Source organism: Mycobacterium genavense ATCC 51234 (assembly GCF_000526915.1).
In the GTDB taxonomy this organism is placed as follows: domain Bacteria; phylum Actinomycetota; class Actinomycetes; order Mycobacteriales; family Mycobacteriaceae; genus Mycobacterium; species Mycobacterium genavense.
The window spans coordinates 40,962-60,336 of sequence record NZ_JAGZ01000010.1 but is presented as its reverse complement, the minus strand read 5'-3'; the positions used below and the strand labels follow the sequence as shown (position 1 = coordinate 60,336).

Below are 19,375 nucleotides of genomic sequence, written 5' to 3'. Positions count from 1 at the left end.
CAAGCCGCTGGCTCCGGCCTACGCCGATTGTAGGGTTAGCGGCTTCTTGTCGGTCAGGACGCGTTTCACCGATCGACCTCGTTAGGCCAATTGGCGTACGCCGGAACGTAGTACGTTTCGCAAACTCCGACGGAAGGTGAATGCGAATGCAGCTACCGCTAGAAGCTGAACTCAATGCCATTTTCGACCACGTCGCCGGCATACATCAGGGCGAGGTCGCCGACTATATCCCCGCGCTGCAAGCCGCCGACCCGGACTGGTTCGGCGTCAGCCTGGTGACCGTGGATAACCACCGATATGACATCGGCGACTTCAAGCAAGGCTTCACCATCCAGTCGGAGTCGAAGCCATTCGCCTATGCATTGCGCTGGAACAGCGCGGCATTGACGCGGTGCTGCAGCGAATCGGCGTCGAACCATCGGGCGATCCGTTTAACGCCATCGAGTTCGACATGAACACCCGCCGCCCGTACAACCCCATGGTGAACGCGGGCGCGATCCTCACCACCAGCCTGCTCGGTGACACCGATTCGGTCGCGGCGGCTTTTGCCCGGTTCGCCGGCGCGCGCTCGAACTCGACGAGGTGGTGCGTCGCTCCGAATCCGACAGCGGCGACCGCAACCGGGCAATCGCGTATTTGATGCGCAACTTCGGCATGCTCGAGACCGAAGTCGAGACCACCCTGCAGGCATATTTCCGGCAGTGCGCCCTGCTGGTCGACACCCGCGATCTCGCAACGATGGGTGCGACGCTGGCCAACCGCGGCGTCAACCCGATGACCCGTGAGCGCGCGGTCGGCGAGCGAATGTGGTGCGCGTGCTGAGCGCGATGAGCACCTGCGGCATGTACGACTACGCGGGCGAGTGGCTCTACAGCGTGAAACTTCCGGCGAAGAGCGGTGTATCCGGGGCGGTGCTCGCAGTGCTGCCGGGCCAGTTCGGCCTGGCGATCTTTTCGCCCCCGCTCGACGGACATGGCAACAGCGTGCGCGGGCTCGCATTCTGCCGGGAGATCTCGGACCGTTTCAGCTTGCATCTGTTGAGCCCGCCGGCCTCGGACACATCCGTGGTGCGTCGCGCCTACGGCGGCGATGCCGTCCGGTCGAAGCGGCATCGGCTGGCCGCGCAAGACGATGCCCTCAAGGCGGCTCGGGAGCACCACGAAAGTGTTTGAGTTGCAGGGTCAGCTGCGCTTCGGTTCGTGCGAGGTGCTGAGCCGGGCCGTCGCCGCGGAGCTGGACCGCGCCGAGGTGTTGATCCTGGATTTCCGCCGGGTCAATACCGTCGATCGCAGCGGCGCCTCGCTACTAGGCGCCATTGGCGCGTTGGTGGAGTCGTCACGGGCTGAGCTGGTGCTGGTCGGCGCCCCACCCGAAGTGACGGAGATCCTCGATGCGGTGTCGTTCGAGTCCCACAGCGACGCGCTCGAATGGCGAGAGAACCAGCTGCTCGAAAGATCGAATCTCGAACCGGGTATGGCGCCCTGCGCACTCGCCGATGTCGAGGTGCTGGACGGCGCCGACGCCGACTTCTTGGCCCTGCTCACGCCAGCCGACACCTACACCGACTACGAAAAGGGCGCGATGATCTTCGACGTGGGCGACCACGCGGACTGGATCTATTTTGTGATAGCGGGCTCCGTCGACGTCGTGTTTGCCATGGGTGAGTCGTTTCACCGGGCGACCACGTTCGGGCCGGGTGCGACGTTCGGTGAAATGGCCGCACTCTATGGCGGCACCCGAACCGCCAGAGTCCGCGCCGCGACGCCCAGCGTCTGCTTCGAGTTGGAGGTCGCCGCGCTCAACGAATTGAGCCGTGACCGGCCGGGCATCGCGCTGCAGATTCACACGACCATCGGCCGCGTATTGGCCCACCGGGTGGCCCAGCTCAGCGAGGAAGTCCTGACGCTCAAGTGAGCACGCGCGGCACCCCCATCAGACCGGCGCCACGAACTCGGATGTGTAGAACTCCGCCGGGTTTTGGGAATTCGGATTGGGACGCTGGACAATTACCCACACGCCCGTCGTGCCCGGCCGAATAGTGTCCGAAACGGTCACTTCTCCGTTGCCTGCCGCGTCGGTATCCAGGCCGGAAAAGGCGGTGCCCGGGTCCCCGGGTCCGCAATTGCCCGCGGGTGGATGGGGCTCCTGGATCAGACCGACGTCGAAATGGGTTCCCGGGGCAGGCGCGTCGGACAGATGGACCTCCGCGTACGCTTTGCCCCCCGAGGTATGAACGATGACCTGACCGGTGCCCAGGGCGGACCGCGGAACCATCGGCTCGGTCCTGACCAGGCTGAAACCACACCGTCTAAGCTTGCTGTCCAACACGACGATCGTCCCGCTTTCGGCCCCGGCCATGGCGATCCCCACCGTCGCCACCGAACACATCGCCGCCGTGAATGCCGCTCCGCACGCGGCTCGTAGCGTGAGCATGAACTTCGGATCCTCCCCCGCTGTGTTACCCGGATCACAGCGGAGTAGATATTGACCTCTATTTGCCGAATTTAAGCCGATTCGACGAATTACTGAGGCGTCAATTAAATGCGTTTATTCGACCGGTGACTAATGCGGGCGGTTTCGCCGGGCCTATTTAGGGCTTGATCCGGATTTGGCCGGGCGACCACCATCCGCTGCGGGTCGCGGTGCCCAGGTCGATCTGCGCGCGCTGGGCGTCGGCGATGGTGTCGAACTTGCGCAGAGAGCCCCAGTCCCGGCCCCAGTCGTGGGACAGGTAGGTCGACATCACGTGGGCGCGCAGCAGCAGGTCGGTGATGCCCAGCAGGCCGCCGTTGACGCCGTCCTGCCAGGTGTCGGTGTCCTGCTTTTTGGCCGTGTAGTCCGGCGTGATACGGAACTTCGGGATTTCGGTGACGCCGTTGACGTGCAGCATCGGCTGTTGGCACGGGAACGCCAGGCCGACCGCCCAGTCCATTAGCACCGGCTGCGTCGAGCCGACGTATTCCTGCAACGAGCGCAGGTCGGGTACCCGCGGCGGCGTCACCGCGATCCAGTCGTCGGGCGTCAGCGACAGGTCCTCGGCCACCACCCGCACCGCGATCGTGTCCGACGGCATCTCGGAGCGGGCGAACCGCAGGTTGCGCCAGACCTTCGGCTGCTCGCCGTAGAGGTCGTAGGGCACCAGCCGACCGGCCGGTGCCACGGTGCCGTCGGGCCCGGGCCTGCCGTATTCCAGTTCCACGGTCTGCCCCGTGGTGTGGTGGTGCAGGATGCTGTTGCCGGCGATCGCGCCCGCGGCCGTCACCACCACCAGCGGATGCCCGGCGTCGGGCTTGGGCAGCTGGTACCACGCCGAGGTGAGCCTGCTCTGCTGTTGCGGGCCGCTGGTGTAGCTACCGGCCACCGGAACCTGTGCCGGGTTCAGCCCGTAGGGCAACGGCAGCAGGGAGCCGTTGATCCCCGGTGACGTCAGTTTGGTCGGCCCGTACCAGTCGTAGTCGGTGCCGGGTTGCGGCACGGCGGTCTCGCGGACCGCTTCGGCCAGCGTGCGTTCCGGTACGCCGTTGGCGCTGAATCCCGTCGGGTTGATCCCACCGAGCGCGCCCAGCGGAGAGTAGCTGCCGGGATACGGCGTCATGAACCCGGCGTTGCTGTCCGGTTCGACCAGGACGTCGTCGGCCAACCCGCAGCCGCCGCTGAACTCGCGCAGGTTGTCCCAGGCATTGGAGTAGGTGGGGTACTGGCGCACGATGCCCGCCGTCATCGACGCCACGAACACCAGCGCCATGAAGCCGGCCGTGAGCGGGATCGGCGCCGCGGTCAGCGCCCGCGCCAGCCGCCCCTCGCCGTGGCTCGGGTCGGCGAAGTGCAACCAGGCCGCATAGATCGCGGTGATCACGAACAGTGCGAAAAAGATTGTGCTGATTGAGATTCCGCCGATCTTCGGCATGGAGCTGTTAAACGGCACGCCGTAGCTCGAGACGTACCACCAACCGTTGGTGGTGGCAAAGCACAGAGCCAACACGAACATCAGTGCCGCGGCGAATGCCATCCGGTTGCGCGACCAGCGCAGCACCTCTCGTGACACCAGCACGGTGGTCAGGGCGGCCATCGCCGCACCCACCGCGGCGAACAGCCCGAAGTGATGCACCCACTTGGTCGGGGTGAACATCAAAAAGAACATGGTGCCGAAGATGACACCCATCAGCCGCCACGCCGGCCCGCGGGCGACCCCCGGAACGCGCTTGCGCCGCAACATGATGAACACCGCGGTGAACAGACACAGCGCGGTGATCAGGAAGCCGAACCGGCGCGACAGCGAACCGTCGACGGTGGGCAGGATCAGGTAGTAGTAGCGCAGGTTCTCGGTGTACCAAGCCTGGCTCGGGCCGATCGCGGTTCGAATCCTGGTGGCTTCCAACACCGTTGACAATGTCTGGTCGGCGAACACCACGGTGAGGATGACGGTGCCGGCGGCCAGTATCGGGGCGACCAGCGGCCAGGTCCCGACCAGGCGATGCCGTTTCACCAGAATGCGCAGGATCGGACGACCACCGGCGACCAGCGCGGCCACCGCGATCAACCCGGTCGGCTGCACGCCCAGGGTGAACGCCGCAGTGACCACGGCCAGGGCGGCCGGGGTCAGCCGCGAGGCGCACATGGCCCGTTCGATCAGCACCCAGGTGAGAAGCGAACCGACGGCGATGATCGGCTCCGGACGCAGCCCGTTGTCGAACGGCATCCACGCGGTCAGCAGCACCAGGCCCGCCGCCCAGTTCGCCGCCTTGCTCGACGTCACCGCCGGGCCCAACCGGGGCAGCACCTCACGCGACAGCAGCAGCCAGCACACCAGCCCGGCGATCAAGTCGGGCAGTCGCATCCACAGGCTGGCATCGGTGACGTGGGTCATCAGCGCCAGCAGGTTGTAGTACCAACCGAAGGGGTCTTCCGGGCTGCCGAACCAGCGGAAGTAGTTGGACATGTAGCCGGCGTGGTCGGCGACCCGGGCCATACCCAGGATGTAGCCGTCGTCCGAGGAGTTCGCCCCGATCACATGCCACAGCACGAATCCGAAGATCACCGTGGCGTCGGCGAGGGTGAATTTCTTCCAGCGTGTCGGGATCAGCCGGTGCATCCGGCGACCGTCCAGTTGGTCCATCCGCCACAGCGCGACCAGCGAGACGATGGTGGACAGGATGGCGCCCACCATCGCCAGCAGCTTCAAAGTCGTTGGGGTGGTGGAGAACCGGGTGTCGATGGTCGACGAGAACTTCAATCCGGGCGGTGCGGGCCCGACCAGGTCGGTGAACACCCCGACGATCTGCGGGCGCAGGTTCGGGTCGTTGAACCCGCCGCCCAGCGGTTTACCCGCCGGGTCGGTCAAGCCGACGAAGGTGGCGAAAGTGCCGACGCGGGTGGAGGTTATCTCGATGCGTTGACATTGCGCGGACTCGACCTGCTCGCGCGACGCGCTGGCGATCACCACGTTTCGATCGGTGACGTCGACTCGCTTGGCGTTGACGACGACGAACAGCGCGTTGAGTGCGGCGTCCTTGCCCTTCTTGGGTGCGGTGCTGAGTACCACGCCGCTCTCGGGCGGCAGGTCGCGCACCGCGGCGCACGGCACGCTGGCCGTCACGTCGACCGGGCTCAGCGAAATCAGCGGGGCGGTAACGCTATTCAGTTGGCCGCCCTGCGGCCAATTCAGCATCGCGGTGGTCTGCACGACGGGCAGCAGCGGTGTCGCGACCGACAGCACGAAACCGATCAGCCCGGCGATCGTGGCGACCCAGCGGGTGACGCGGACATCGTCGCGCGGCGTGGCTTCGGCGCGTCTTTCGATGACGACGCTCACGGTAGTGCCCGAATCGGCCCTTGCCGGCTCCAGCCGTTCACGGTCATCACACCCTGTTCGACGACGGCGTTCGGCGCGAGATCACTCGGCACCAGTGGGTAATACTGCTCGACCGATCCCCAGTCGCGATACCAGTCGCCGCGCAGGTAGGTCGAGATCGTCGAGGTCCGCAACAGCGTCTGGGTGAACAGGAAGGGGCCGCCGGCCTCGCCGGCCTGCCACCCGTTCGACGACGCGGCCGTCTGCTTGTGGTCGGGAAGAATGCGGTACCCCGGAAGTTCGGCAACACCAAGGTGTTCGGCGAACGGTCGCTGGCACGGGAAGTTCGCGGCGGTCGCGATGTCCATCAGCACTGGCGTCTGCGATCCCATCAACTGCTGCAGGGTCTGCAGCACCGGAACCCGCGGCGGCGTGAACGCGAACCACTGATCCTCGCTCAGGTTCGGGTCGTAGGCGACGATGCGCGCCACGTTGGCCTCGGGTGGCGCCCAGGTCAGCGGGAAGCGCAGATTGCGCCACGCCGGCTCGGGCCCGATGTCGATCGGCTGCACCTCGGCCAGCGGCTGGGTGGTCCCGTCGGGGCGGGTGACACCCCACTGCAATTTCAGCGACTGCCCGTAGGTGAAGGTGCCGTCCTCTTTGTACGACCAGATGGCGCCCGCGGCCGAGACCACCACCAGCGGGCGCTCCGGGGTGCGCTCTTTCCAATCAGGCGGCAACTGGTACCAGGCAGACGTGGCGGTGGCCGACAGCGAATTCTCGCCGTAGCTGCCCATCACCGGGGTGCGGGCCGGGTCGAGGCCGAACGGCAGCGCCACGTTCGACCTGTTGACCCCGACCGGGCCTCTTCCGCCGGCGGTGCCCGCGGAGTCGGTCATCGCGGCGTTGGGCTTGTTCGGTGACGCGTCGGAGTTCACCACACCAGGTTTGGTCACCACGGGATAGGACCTCAGGTCGTCACCCACCCCGCCGGGTTTGAAACCGACGGGATTGGTACCGCCGAGTGGGCCGTCGGGTCCGAACGTCTGGCCGCTAACCGGTTGCAGCAGACCAAGATTGGGGTCGGGCTCGGTCAGCACGTCGTCGGCCATCGCGCAGCTGGTGTTCGACAGCCCGGAATCCAGGGCGGCCAGATTGGCCTTGGCGGTGGTGTAGAGGGGGTAGCGGAACACCGCACCCTTGGCCAGCGAGCCGACTTCGCCCAGCACCATGATCGTCGCGACGACCAACAGGGGCGTGGCGGCCAGCACGCGGTTACGCCGGCTCTCCTTGATCTCGGTGTGCCCGGCGTAGTCCATCCGGAAGTGCAGCCAGGCGGCCAGCAGCCCGGTCGCGATCGACAGTGCCAAGAACATCGACGTCACCGGCTGGCTGGCGACGACCGGCTGGATGTCGAACCAGGGCACCCCGTAGTTGCCGACGTAGAACCAGCCGTTGATGCCCGAGGTCGCCCAAGCCAGCAGGAACAGCAGCGCCGTCACGTACAGCGTCAGGTTGCGGCGACTGTGCAGGCCGATGCGCGCGAAGGCGAACGCGGTGACCGCGCCGAGCGTCCCGCCCAGGCTGGCGAACGCCCCGAACTGCACGGCCCATTTCGTCGGCGTGAAGGTCAGCAGCAGCAAGCCCAGTGCGGTGGTGCCGATCAGCCGCCAGGCCGGGCCGCTGGCCAATCCCGGCACGCGGCCGCGGCGCAGCAGCACGACCAGCATGCCGAACAGGCAGAGGAACAGCACCAGCACCGCGAAGCGCCGCGCCATCGACCCGTCCGGGTTGGACTCGACCGTCAGAAAGTAGTAGCGCAGCCAGTCCTGGTACCACGCGATCGTCGGGCCGACCTTGTATTTGATGCGGGCCGACTCGGCGACCGTGGCCAGCGTCTGGCTGCGGAACACCACCACCACGATCAGCGACAGCGCCGCCGCCAGCACGGCCAGCGGCGCCAGTAACCCGTCGGTGGCGCGGCGGCGCCGGATGATCGTCGCGATGGCCCGCGCCCCGGTCAGCAGCGCGGCGACGGCGATCAGCCCCTGCGGCGCCAGCGTTACGGTGAGCATCGCGACCACGATCGCCACCGCGGCGGGAGCCAGCCGCCGTAGCGCTATCGCACGCTCCACCAACATCCAGGTGACGATCACGCCGAGGGTGATCAGCGGCTCCGGGCGCAGGCCGTTGTTGAACGGCAACCACGCGGCCAGGAACACCACGGCCCCGGTGAGCACCGCCACCGTATTGGATCCTAGTCCGCCCTTGGCGGGGCCCAGCCGGCGCAGCGCCCAATGGCTGATCACCAGCCAGCAGGCGATCCCGGCCAGCGTGGCCGGTAGCCGCATCCACACCCCCGCGGTGCTGACCGACGTCAGTTTGGACAGCAGCGACAGGTACCAGTCGAACGGCGCCTCGGTGGTCCCGAAGTAGCGGTAGTAGTTGGCCACGTAGCCGGCCTTCGGCGCCACCCGGGCGATGGTCAGGTTGTAGCCGTCGTCGGACGAGGTGGCGCCGATGACATGCCACAACAGCAACGTCGCGACCACGCCCGCGTCGGACAGCCAGGTGGCCCAGCGCCATCCGGGGCGGGGCGGGTGCGGGCGGTACCGGGACAGCCAGCCGACCGGGGAGCGCCAGTTGGCCAGGGTGCCGCCGCGGCCATGGCGGTCGAGGATGGCCAGCGCGACGATGGCGACCAGCACCGCCAGCGCCCCGGTCACCATCACCAGCGTCTTCAGCGCGGTCGGCGTCGTGATGAACCGGGTGTCGATGTCGATCCGGGCGAACAGCCCCGGTTGGGCGGCCACCTTCAGATCGGTGAAGACGCCGCCGACCTGAGGTTTCTTCTCAGCGGGCAGGATTCCGGAGGCACCCGGGATGCCGACGAAGTCCGCCCCCGCCGCGCCGGCGTCGGCCCAGACGTGCAGCACGCTGCAGTCGCCCGCGGCGATCGCCGAGCGCTTGGCCACCGCGGCCACCGTGTCCCGGAAGGCGACGACGACCACGTCCTTGTCGGCCCGGACGAACAGGCCGTTCTTCCCCGGGTCGACGCTGCCGGTCGGCAGCGTCGAGAGCACCAGTCCGCCGCTGGGCGGCAGGGTGGCCATCGCCGGGCACGGGATGGAGATGTCGAGGGTGCGCGGCGCACCGGATACCAGCGGCGCGGTGAGCTGGGTGACGTGCCCGTCGGCGGCGCCCTGCGGCCACGCGATGGTTGCCGTGGTCTGCCTGACCGGGAGTAACGGGACGACGAGGCACAGCAGTAGGCCGGCAAGTCCGGCGACGACGGCGACCAGGCGCGGGATCCGCTGGGATCGCTCGTCGTGGGGCACGGGGTTCGATGGTAAGCGAAGCCGCTTGGTGGGTTGAGGATGCGGGGCCGCAACCACCCGGATCGCCACCAACGGCTATTCGGGCATCCTCGCGGCCAGCATGGCGCGGCCCGGGCCGCTGAGGTCGGCCAGCGCCGCGCGGCGTCCGGTCATCGCCATCAGCAGGGCCTCGCCCGGGCCGGTGACCTCCGGCCCGGGCCCGTGCGCCCAGTCGACATCGGTGGCCCGCAGTTGCAGCCCCCTGATCCGGCGCCCGGCACCCAGGCGCGGATTGCCCGGCACCAGAGCGAGCACCCGCTCGAGCCGAGCGGGCGGCACACTGCGCGGACGGCCGAGCGACCGGCGGATGTCCTGGTGATGGATCGTGCCGTCGACCAGGGCGATCATGCCGCCGAAACCGGCTGTCAATCCCTGAGGTTAGAGGTGGTTACGCAGCAAGGTGAGCAGTTGCGGGGCGCTCAGCGGGGCGAGCTCGTCGACGCCCACCTGGTTGGCCCGCACCACCGCGCCCTTCGCGAAACGCTTCAGCAGCCCGAGCTCTTCATAGCTGATCACGTGCGCCACAACATCTTTGACGGTCCACTTGGAGCACAGGCTTTGTGTCTCCCAGTCCTGCGGGCTCAGCGTGGCCAGAAAATCCGCGAGGTCGGCGCGTTCGTCGTGGGCCATGCTCATCATCGACCCGACGGCGGTCATCGCGGCACTCTGGCGGTCAGCGTGACGTAGCGGTGCAGGTACAACGGCCAGCCGGCCTCGCCGTCAACGCCGTCGGCAACCGCCTGCCAGCCGGGGCCGTGCCGGTCCAGGTGGCGGTGGTCCAGGTCGACGCGCGTGCGGGTTTCGGACTCCGCGGTGAAGCGCACCTCGACCTCGCTGGTTCGCGACGGGTCGGATTCCGGTTGCCAGGACGGACTGATGTCCCAGCTGAACAGCAGCCGGTGCGGAGGCTCGTAGGCGAGCACCCGCGCCCACCGGCACACGCTGCCGTCGACGCCGCGGTCGTAAATGTGGCCGCCGGCATGGGTTTCGAACACCGTCTCGGCGATCGGGACCGCCAACAGGTTGTGCTCGCGCGGTTTGAAGTCGCCGAACTGTTCGGTGAAGACGGCGAAGGCACGTTCGATCGGGGCATTGACGATCACCTGGTGCTGAACTTCGGGGCTGCGCGGCTGGGTCATGACGCCTCTCCTTCGATCTCGGTGAACTTGGCCGCGTAGTTGGCCAGGGCTTGGGTCCAGAACCGGTCCAGGTCGGCGCGCATGGCCTCGAGGCCGGTCGGGTCAAGCTGGTAGACGCGACGGGTCCCCGCCGCGTGGTCACGCACCAAGCCGGCGCATTTGAGCACCTTGAGGTGTTGTGACACGGCCGGACGGCTGACCGGCAGCTCCCGGGCCAATTCGCCGACGGCTGCCGGGCCATGCGCCAGGCGCTCCACGATCGCCCGACGCATGCGATCCGCCAGGGCGACCCACGCGTCACCGGTGGCTTGGTAAGTGGTCACGAACCGTAAGTGTACGCTTACTAATAGCGCTTGGCGGCTTTGGGATCGGTAGCACCCTTGACCGGTTGCACTGGCGGCATGAACACTTCGCGCAGCATGAAACGAGCGTTTGCCGGTGCGGTGGTGTCGGGCGGCCTGGCGGTCGTCGGATTGAGCCTGGCCGCGGGAATCGGCCAGGCTCAGCCCGCGCCGATGGTGTGCCAGGACCCGACCCGGGGGCCGAGCCCCACCAACAGCTGCACCTACCAGTGGTGCCCGGACTCGCCGGTCATGAAAAACATGCCGGACTAGGACCGGAACACTTGCCACCCTTGGTATTTCGACAAGAACAGCCCGGCGACCAACTCGACCATCATCGAAGGCTTTCCGCCACCATACGTGCCGTCGCCGCCGTGTATCCCGTTCATCAACTGCCTGCCGGGGTTGTAGTTAGCCCCGGCGCAGCGGGGCCGGGTCCCACAGGCCGCCGCGCGTCGCGGTGCCCAGCTGCAGCCGGGCGGGCTGGGCGTTGGCGTAGTACGGCGTAAGCCGTTGCAGCGAGCCCCAATCGCGCGACCAGTCGTCCTTGAGGTAGGTGGCCATCGTGGTGGCCTTCACCAGCAACTCGGTGACACCCAATGGGCCGCCGCCGTTGTTGTCCATCACCGGCGAGTTGGCCTCGGCGCCGAACCGATCCGGCAGGATGCGCCACTTGGGGGTTTCGTCGACGCCGTTCTGATGGCCGAACGGTCGCTGGCACGGGAATGCTAGACCCACCAGCCAATCCAGGAACACCGGATCCGCCGAGCCCACCACCTGCTGCAGCGTCCGCAGTTGGGGAATGCGCGGCGGGGTGACCGCGATCCAGTGCTGCGGCGCTAGGTCCTCGTCGTTGGCCACCAGACGGACCTGGGTCGCGCTCTCCGGAATCCAGGACATCGGCATCCGCAGATTGCGCCATGCCGGGGAGGCGCCGACATCGAAGAACTGGAACGACCCGCCCGGGTGTCCGCCGGCCGCCTGCGCATCGGTGGCCCACTGCACCTGCACCTCGCGCGGGTCGAACCTACCGGCCGCCGAGACGACCAACAGCGGGCCCGCCTTGTCCCGCGGCGGCAACCGGTACCAGCCCGAGCGCAGCATGGCGGGCACCTGGATGCCGGCCCGCCAACTGCCCAGCACCGGGGTGTGCGCCGGATCGAGGTTGTAGGGCAGCTGGGCGCGCGAACCGTTGATGCCGGGCGCGGCGCTGGTGCCGCCCTCGGTGCCGGCCTCGCTGGTGGTGGTCTTGCCGTCTTCGTTGACGAAGCTGCGGTCGCCCGGACGCTCCATCACCGGGTCGGCCGAGACATCGGAGGGAATACCGTTGGGCGTGAAGGCTTCTGAGAGTCCGGCGCCCAGCGCGTCGCCCACCGGCGCGGACATCGGCGATAGCATGCCGGCGTTAGGATCCTGCTCCACCATGACGTCCTCGGCCAGGCCGCAGGACTTACCGGTCAGCGCCTCCAGGTTGGAGCGGCCCACCGACCAGGCCGGGTACTGCCCCGTCATCGCCAGCGTCAGCGAGAGGACCTCGAACATCACCAACGCCCACGCCGCAATTGCCAACGGCGACTGGATGATTGCGGACATCCGCGTCCCGTTGCGGGTCTTGGGGGGCCCGTTCTCCGGGGCTACGAAATGGAACCATGCCGACAACAGCAGCACCGCCAGCGTCAGTCCGAGCAGCACGGTGGCGAACGCGTAGTGCCAAGCCGGGAACGCATTCGACCACGGCACACCGAAATTGGAGACGTACCACCAACCATTGACGCTGGCGAACGACATTGCCACCAGAAACAACACCGTCGCGGAGAACACGGTGCGGTTGCGGCGGGAGCGCACCGCCACACTCGTCACCGCGACGGCGGCCAACGCGCCCAGCGAGCCCGCCAGCCCGGCGAACACCCCGAAGTGGTGTGTCCATTTGGTTGGGGTGAACATCATCGCCAAGAACGAGATGATCGTGATGCCGACGATGCGACGGCTCGGTCCGGCCGCGGTGCCCGGAATTCTGCCCTTGCGCAACGACATTGCCACGGTGATGCCGAGAGCGAGCAGCACCGCCAGCACCGCGAAGCGGCGGGCCACGGATCCGTCGGGGCTGGCCATGAACAGTCGCTCGTAGCGGATGTGTTCGTCGAACCAGCTCAGGCTGGGCCCGAGCGCCCGCTTGAGTGCGGTGGCCTGCAATTCACCGGCCAGCGTTTGGTCGCGGAAGATCAGGATCACCGTGACGGTAGCCGCGGCCAGGATGGGCGCCAGCAGTGGCAGCACCCCGAACCGCCTGGACCGGCGGTGAATGATGGTGCGCAGCGGCCCGATTGCGACCAGCAGGGCGCCGATCGAGGCGATACCGGTCGGCCCGGAGAACAGGGTCAGCGCGCCGATGATGCACGCGATCGCCACCGGCAACAGCCGATTGGTGGCCACCGCCCGCTCCACCGAGCACCAGGTGAGCAGGATGCCCAGGGCGATGATGGGTTCGGGGCGCAGCCCGTTGTCCAGCGGCAACCAGGTCGCCAGGAACAGCCCGGCGGCCGTCCACGCCGCCGCACGGTTGGTCTTGACGGCATGGCCCAGGCGGGGGATGACTTCGCGACTGATCGCCCACCAACAGGTCAATGCCATCGCCAGGGTGGGCAGCCTCATCCAGATGCTGCTGGTACTGACGTGCGCCCAGATCGCCAGCAGGTCGTAGTACCAACCGAACGGCGCCTCGGGGGTGCCCAGCCAGCGGTAGTAGTTGGCCATGTAGCCGGCGTGCTCGGACACCCGGGCCATGGTCAGGATGTAGCCGTCGTCGGAGGTGTTGGCCCCGACGAAGTGCCACCACACCAGCACGGCGATGACGAGCGTGTCCAGCCCGCCGATCGACCACCATCGCGGCGGCAGGAAGCGGCGATGCCGGGTGCCGTCGGTGGTGTCGAGGATGTGCAGCGCGATCAGCGCGACGGCCGTCAGCGCGACGCCGAGGATCATCGCGGCCATCTTCAGCGGCGTGGGGCTGCTGCTGTAGCGGGTGTCGACGGTCGCCGAGAAGCTCAGACCGGGCGGCGCCGGTCCGGACAGGTCGGTGAAGACGCCGACGATCTGCGGCCGGAAGTCGTAGCCGCTCTTCTCACCGCGCAACGGCGATCCGGGATGCTCGGCGTTGGGGCCCTGCATCAGCCCCACGAATTCGGCGGTGACCCGGTCGGCGTGCGCGGTGAACGTCAAGCGCTGGCAGGTGGGGCCGAGGACCTGACTCAGCGGCGCGGTGACCACCGGGACGTTGCGCACCACCAATACCAACTCGTCGTTGGCGCGCTGGATCAGCAGCCCGCGGTCGACGGCTTTGGGGGCCTGCTTGGGCACCGTCGACAGCAGCACGGTCTTGCCGGCGTTGTGCGGTCCGGCCAGTCCGGCGGCGGCCGCGCACGGCACGGAAATGTTCAGCTCGGTGGCCACATAGCCGATCAGCGGCGCCTCGACGCTTTTGAAGGTGCCGTTCTGCGGCCAGTTGAGTTGGGCGGTGGTCTGGTTGACCGGCAGCAACGGTGTGGCGATCGCCAGCAGGGCCCCGAGCAGACCGGCGACGACGGCGACGATTCGAGCGGTCCGGTGCTTAGCTCCCGCACCCTTCACGGACCTAGATGGTAGTTCTTCGGCCAAGTCGCGCGCGGTGTCGGTCGCCATCAGCGGCTCCCCTCCGGTTGGGCCGCCGGCCGGCGGATGGCCAGCACAAACGGACCGGCGCTTTGCACCGCGAAGCGCGGGTCGTCGAACAGCGCGGCCCGCAGTTCGACGGTGTAGCGACGAACGTTGGGCTGGTTGGGGTACACGTCCTCGGCCAGGCGCAGCGCGTAGTTGTTGTTGGCGCCGCGGCGCATCAGGAACACCGTGGGTGGGGGCCACGGCGAGGTGTCCAGCGCGCGGATAAACTCGTCGGGGCTCTTGAGGTTGGACCACTTCTTGATCTGCTTGGCGCGCAGGTCGAACTGTGCCAGCGGGTTGGCGTAGTGCGACGTCAATCCCTGGAAGCCCCAGTAGGGGTAGTAGGACAGGAAACTGTAATCGGCGGTCAGCACCACGGTTTGGTCCCGCGGCTTGCCGGTGACCGCGGTGATGGCGGCGTCGATGGCGGGATAGAACTTCTCCGAGCCCGGTGGCCGACGGTCACCGCGCTGGCCGTGGCCGTCGGTGTCGGTGTAGGCGATGGTGAGGTCGGGCCGTAGCACGTCGGGAATGTCCTGGCTGAACGCGATGGCGGCGGCCAGCCCGATCGCACCGGCCACCGGCAACGCGGCCCGGCTTCGGTGTCGCAGGGCGAGGGTGGCCTCGATGAAGCCGAACACCCCGGCGGCCACCAGCAGCATGCTCAACGTCGGCTGCAGCCGGAACGACAGCAGCGTGGTGCGGGCCAGCGTGGTCAGCATCGACAGCAGCGACCACAGGTAGATGGCCAGCACGCCGATCGTCAGGGCGCCGGCACGCACCGACGAACGGGTGCGCACCACCAGCCACAGCGTGCCCAGCATGCAGATCGCCCCCAGCAGCGAGAACTGCAGCATCGGGAAGGTCAGCTCGGCGCCGTCGGCCGGCAGGTAGTGGAAGGCGCTGCCGCTGTTGCTGACTGGATTGGAGGCCGCGCGCACCAGGAACGGCAGCCAGGTCGTGGCGGCGATGGCGGCGGCGATGACGGCGATGACGGCCACGCGGCGCAACGGATCGAGCGCGGCTTTGCGGCCGGCCGCCCGCCAGCGTGCGACGACCAAGGCCAGCGCCATAAGCGCGATCGTGAAGGCGGTGTAGCCGAACATCAGCGAGTACCAGGTGGCGGTGAATCCCAGGAACAGCCCGGCCCCGACGACCGCGGCCCAGCCGCCGGACCCCGCGGCGCGCAGGCCCGACCAGGTCAGCACCAGCACCGGGGGTAGCAGCACGGTGATCATCGCCGCGTAGGGCTCCGGCGAGCTGTAGGCCAGCGTCACCGCCGCGGTCGCGGTCGTGACGATCAGCGCGTACTCGAAGCGAATCATCCGCCACCACAGCACCAGCGCGACGGCGACGGCGACCGTGATCGAGGTGATCGCCCACGGCTTGAACAACTCCCACGCGGGCGTCCCGGTCAGCGCCGCGGTGCGCCCGCCGATCCAAAACCAGCCCGGCGGGTAGAACGACGGCAGCCCGAGGTAGGTCATGTCGTGCAATGCCGGGCTGTCGGCCAGCCGCGTCAGATACTCGGTGCGGAACTGCTGGTCGACGGAGATGCCGAACAGATACAGCTTCGTCGCTCCCAACGGCATGCCGAGCGTGACGACGGAAAACGCCGAGGAGAACACCAGCCCGCCCAGCTGGGCGACCAGCCGGGGATATCGACCGCCGCGGCGCCACAGCCAGCCGACGCCGAGCAGCCCGATCAGGCAACCGGTTTGGCCGACGGTGGTCAGCGCGTGCAGCTGGTTCGACGACGGAAAGGCCGGCCACTGGACCCGGGCGATGGCGATCAGCGAGATCACCGAAACGACGATCGCCACCACCACCGCGGCCAACATCTGGCCGAGGCTGGCCAGCGCGTTACGCATGATCAGATGGGCAGCTTGCGGAAGATGGGCCGCGGGATGTGTCGCAACACCATCATCACGTACTTGAATGCTGCTGGCGCCCAAACCAATTCCTTACCTTTTGCGGCTGCGGTGACCGCGAGGTTTGCGACATACTCTTTGTCGACGGTGAGCGGCGCTTCCTTGATGTGGGCGCTCATCTGGGTGCGTACCTGGCCGGGGCGAATCACCAACACGCGGACTCCGTGCTCGCGCAACGCTTCTCCCAGTCCCAGGTAGAAGCCGTCCAGGCCGGTCTTGGTGGAGCCGTAGACGAAGTTGGACCGTCGCACCCGCTCGCCGGTCACGGTGCTCATCGCGATGATCTGGCCGAAACCCTGAGCCCGCATCTTCTCGCCCAGCAGCACACCCACGGAAACCGCTGCCGTGTAATTGATCTCGGCGGCCAACACGCCTTTCTGCTGGTTTTGCCACAACTCTTCGGCGTCGCCGAGCACGCCGAACGCGACGATCGCCACGTCGACGTCACCGCCGGAGAAGGCGGCCTCGATCATCTTGGGGTGGCTGTCGGGCTCGGTGGCCTCGAAGTCGATCAACTCGACCGAGCGCGCGCCCGCGGCCTTCATCTGGGCGACGGCCTCGTCACGCCCCGGATCGCCGGGCATGGCGGCCAACAGGATTCGCGCGTGCGCGTTCTGCAGATAGCGCTCGCAGATCGCGAGCCCGATCTCGGAGGTACCGCCCAGCAGCAGGATCGTCTGTGGGTTTCCCACGGCGTCAAGCACCATCTAGAGCAGCTCCAAGCGTCGGGCCATGTCGGAGGCGAAGACCCGCAGCGGGTCGGCCTTGCGGCGCACGGCGATCCACTCGTCGATGCGGGGATACATGGCGTGAAAGGTTTCGGCGGTGGTGCGCGAGTCCTTGGCGGTGTAAACCCGCCCGCCGAATTCGAGTACCCGGCGGTCGAGTTCGTTGAGGAACTCGTTGACCCCGGGCTTGTTGGGGAAGTCCATCGCGACGTTCCAGCCGGCCATCGGAAAGCTCAGCGGTGCGCGGTTACCGGGGCCGAAAAGCTTGAACACATTCAGCGCCGAGTAGTGGCCCCGCGTCTGGATCCAGCGGATGATCGCCTTGAACTCGTCCAGTGCGTCCGGTGGCACCAGGAATTGATGTTGCGCGAAACCCGTTGGGCCGTAAGCATTATTCCAACCGCTGACCAGGTCGAGCATGTGGTAGAACTGGGACAGATTCTGGATCTTGCCGGTGTAGTTTCCGCCCAGCCGGTAGTACGTTTCGCCGATGGCCATGAACGACAGCTTGTTCATCGCGCTCAGCGGAAAAACGTTGGGCACCGTTAACAGGTGTGGCGCGTCGAATTTCAGCGGATTCTTGGCCAGCTTGTCGGGTAGCTGATCCAGTTTCGCCAGGCTGCCCCGGCTCACCGCGGCGCGGCCGAGCTTTGGCGGCGGGCTGATCAGGTCGAACCAGGCGCTGGAGTAGGTGTACCTGCTTTCGCTGCCGTCGACGTGCACGGCGACGGTCTCGTCGAGGCCCTTGGTGGCCACGCCGTCGGCGATGAAGTACGCGGTTTCCGTCGGCGTCATGGCGATCGTCGCACGCAACACGATCCCGGTCAGGCCGTTGCCTCCGACGGTCGCCCAGAACAGCTCCGACTCGGCACCGTCGGGGGTGATGGTGTGCACGGAGCCGTCGGCCATCAGCAGATCCATCGACCGCACGTGGCTGCCGAAGCTGCCCGCGCTGTGATGGTTCTTGCCGTGGATGTCCGAGGCGATCGCGCCACCGACGGTCACCTGGCGGGTGCCCGGCAGCACCGGCACCCACAGCCCCAACGGCAGCGCCGCCCTCATCAATTGGTCCAGGCTGACTCCGGCGTCGACATCGACCAACTGGGTGTCGGCGCTGATCGAGTGGATGCGGTTGAGCGGGGTCATGTCGATCACCAGGCCTCCGCCGTTTTGCGCGTTGTCCCCGTAGGAGCGGCCCAGCCCGCGCGCGATCACGCCTCTTCCGTTGGAAAGGCCGCCGGAGTCGGCGACGCGGGCGACCGCCTTGGCAATCACCTCGGGATCGGGCGTCGAGAGCACGTGTGCCACCGACGGCGCGGTGCGGCCAAAGCCCATCAGCCGGGTCGGGGTGGTCGGAAAGTCGGCGCTCAACATCGTCACAGAGGGTACCGCTTGCGCGGGACGGGTCAGTGGATGCGGAAGATCACGACGCGCTGCACGACGAAGTTGATCACCGTGGCGGTGCCCTGCGCGATCACGAACGCGACGACGGCCGCCCATCCCCGGTAGTGCATCAACACCAGGCAAAGGTGGTTGAGCCCGACTTGCACGGCGAAGGTGATGGCGTAGAGAACCATGACCGCGATAAAGCGCGCGGTGCTGGGCGGGGCCTGGAAGGTCCAGCGGCGGTTGATCAGGTAGGCGGTAATGGTGCCCGCCACGAAGCTGGTGGCCTTGGACACGTCGACCTGCATGCCCAGGACCTTCCAGAGCAGCATGTAGAGGCCGAAGTCGACGACGGCGGCCATCCCGCCGGTCGCGACGAAGCGCACGATCTGCGTGGTCAGACCCAGACACGCGGGCGCGGTGTCCGACTCGGGGGGAAGCATTGGGGGAGTTTATCGGGGGAGGGCGCACCCCGGCGCCGGCTAGCGGGGCAGCTTGACCGATATCAGCTCGACCTGGCTTTCGCCCTGCGGGGTCGAGTAGGTGACCGTGTCGCCGGCTTTGTGTCCCACCAGGGCCAGCGCCAATGGACTGTGCGAGGTCAGCGTCTCGGCTTCGCGGCCGACGGGCGTCTCCTCGACGATGGAGATCACATGCATTGTGACGACCTCGCCGTCGGCGAACTTGAGGGTCACCTCGGTGCCGCCGGGCAGCGCCGCGTCCTCGTGGGAGTTTGACGGCCCGGTGCGCAGCCGCCGGTCCAGTTCGTTGATCCGGTCGCCCAGGACCACCAGTTCCTCGGCCCGCTGGATGGCCTCCGCTGCGTCGCCGTGGTCGCCGATCATGCCACGGTCGTCCTTGACCTCGGCCTCGAGATTGTCGCGGCGCAGCCGCAGGCGGTCCAGCTCCGCGGCGAGGTTCTCCTGTGCCGCATCCGCCACTGATTGGACTTTTTTACTCACGTCCGTCGACCTTCCGCGGCGCCC

Annotated in this window: 13 protein-coding genes and 2 pseudogenes; 3 read left to right on the top strand and 12 right to left on the bottom strand. The window is 67.5% G+C overall.

Annotation, left to right across the window (positions count from 1 at the left end):
- Positions 1-140 precede the first annotated feature (140 nt).
- A pseudogene (gene glsA / locus T428_RS36175) lies at positions 141-1,172 on the top strand (glutaminase A).
- Positions 1,165-1,914, top strand: coding sequence for a cyclic nucleotide-binding domain-containing protein (locus T428_RS29545; protein WP_169733678.1), 750 nt, complete (start codon positions 1,165-1,167; stop codon positions 1,912-1,914). Before glsA ends, T428_RS29545 begins: the two are co-directional and overlap by 8 nt.
- An 18-nt stretch (positions 1,915-1,932) precedes the next feature.
- Here the strand turns inward: T428_RS29545 and T428_RS32905 are convergent, their stop codons facing one another.
- From T428_RS32905 to T428_RS0119430, 6 genes and pseudogenes are all read right to left on the bottom strand, one after another.
- A complete protein-coding gene (locus tag T428_RS32905) occupies positions 1,933-2,433 on the bottom strand; it encodes a hypothetical protein (protein WP_025737801.1) in 501 nt (166 codons plus the stop codon).
- Between the two features lie 157 nt (positions 2,434-2,590).
- The gene (locus T428_RS0119450; RefSeq protein ID WP_025737800.1) at positions 2,591-5,812 is read right to left on the bottom strand and encodes an arabinosyltransferase domain-containing protein; all 3,222 of its coding nucleotides are present in this window, start codon (positions 5,810-5,812) and stop codon (positions 2,591-2,593) included.
- Positions 5,809-9,129, bottom strand: coding sequence for an arabinosyltransferase domain-containing protein (locus T428_RS0119445; RefSeq protein ID WP_025737799.1), 3,321 nt, complete (start codon positions 9,127-9,129; stop codon positions 5,809-5,811). The genes T428_RS0119450 and T428_RS0119445 overlap by 4 nt, the downstream gene beginning before the upstream one ends.
- Before the next feature lie 75 nt (positions 9,130-9,204).
- Positions 9,205-9,825, bottom strand: a pseudogene (locus tag T428_RS29540) (maleylpyruvate isomerase family mycothiol-dependent enzyme).
- A complete protein-coding gene (locus tag T428_RS0119435; protein WP_025737798.1) occupies positions 9,822-10,307 on the bottom strand; it encodes an SRPBCC family protein in 486 nt (161 codons plus the stop codon). Before T428_RS0119435 ends, T428_RS29540 begins: the two are co-directional and overlap by 4 nt.
- Entirely contained in the window at positions 10,304-10,630 is a 327-nt protein-coding gene (locus T428_RS0119430) for an ArsR/SmtB family transcription factor (RefSeq protein ID WP_025737797.1), read from the bottom strand. Before T428_RS0119430 ends, T428_RS0119435 begins: the two co-directional genes overlap by 4 nt.
- A gap of 78 nt (positions 10,631-10,708) precedes the next feature.
- Here T428_RS0119430 and T428_RS0119425 point away from each other — a divergent pair, with 78 nt between their 5' ends.
- Entirely contained in the window at positions 10,709-10,921 is a 213-nt protein-coding gene (locus T428_RS0119425; RefSeq protein WP_025737795.1) for a hypothetical protein, read from the top strand.
- A gap of 138 nt (positions 10,922-11,059) precedes the next feature.
- On the opposite strand, the gene T428_RS0119415 is transcribed toward T428_RS0119425, so the two are convergent.
- The 6 genes from T428_RS0119415 to T428_RS0119390 all read right to left on the bottom strand — a co-directional run bounded on the left by T428_RS0119415 (position 11,060) and on the right by T428_RS0119390 (position 19,351).
- Positions 11,060-14,326: an arabinosyltransferase domain-containing protein gene (locus tag T428_RS0119415; RefSeq protein WP_025737794.1), complete on the bottom strand. Its 3,267-nt coding sequence runs from the start codon at positions 14,324-14,326 to the stop codon at positions 11,060-11,062.
- Positions 14,326-16,215, bottom strand: a complete 1,890-nt coding sequence (locus tag T428_RS0119410; protein WP_025737793.1) for a galactan 5-O-arabinofuranosyltransferase — start codon at positions 16,213-16,215, stop codon at positions 14,326-14,328. Before T428_RS0119410 ends, T428_RS0119415 begins: the two co-directional genes overlap by 1 nt.
- 2 nt (positions 16,216-16,217) lie before the next feature.
- Positions 16,218-16,982, bottom strand: coding sequence for a decaprenylphospho-beta-D-erythro-pentofuranosid-2-ulose 2-reductase (gene dprE2, locus T428_RS0119405; RefSeq protein WP_025737792.1), 765 nt, complete (start codon positions 16,980-16,982; stop codon positions 16,218-16,220).
- Positions 16,983-18,377 carry a decaprenylphosphoryl-beta-D-ribose oxidase gene (dprE1, locus tag T428_RS0119400; protein ID WP_025737791.1) on the bottom strand — a complete coding sequence of 465 codons (1,395 nt, stop codon included), beginning with the start codon at positions 18,375-18,377 and terminating at the stop codon, positions 16,983-16,985.
- A 32-nt stretch (positions 18,378-18,409) separates the two neighbouring features.
- Positions 18,410-18,775, bottom strand: a complete 366-nt coding sequence (locus T428_RS0119395) for a GtrA family protein (RefSeq protein ID WP_156943002.1) — start codon at positions 18,773-18,775, stop codon at positions 18,410-18,412.
- Positions 18,776-18,871: 96 nt separating this feature from the next.
- Positions 18,872-19,351: a GreA/GreB family elongation factor gene (locus T428_RS0119390; protein WP_025737789.1), complete on the bottom strand. Its 480-nt coding sequence runs from the start codon at positions 19,349-19,351 to the stop codon at positions 18,872-18,874.
- Positions 19,352-19,375 lie beyond the last annotated feature (24 nt).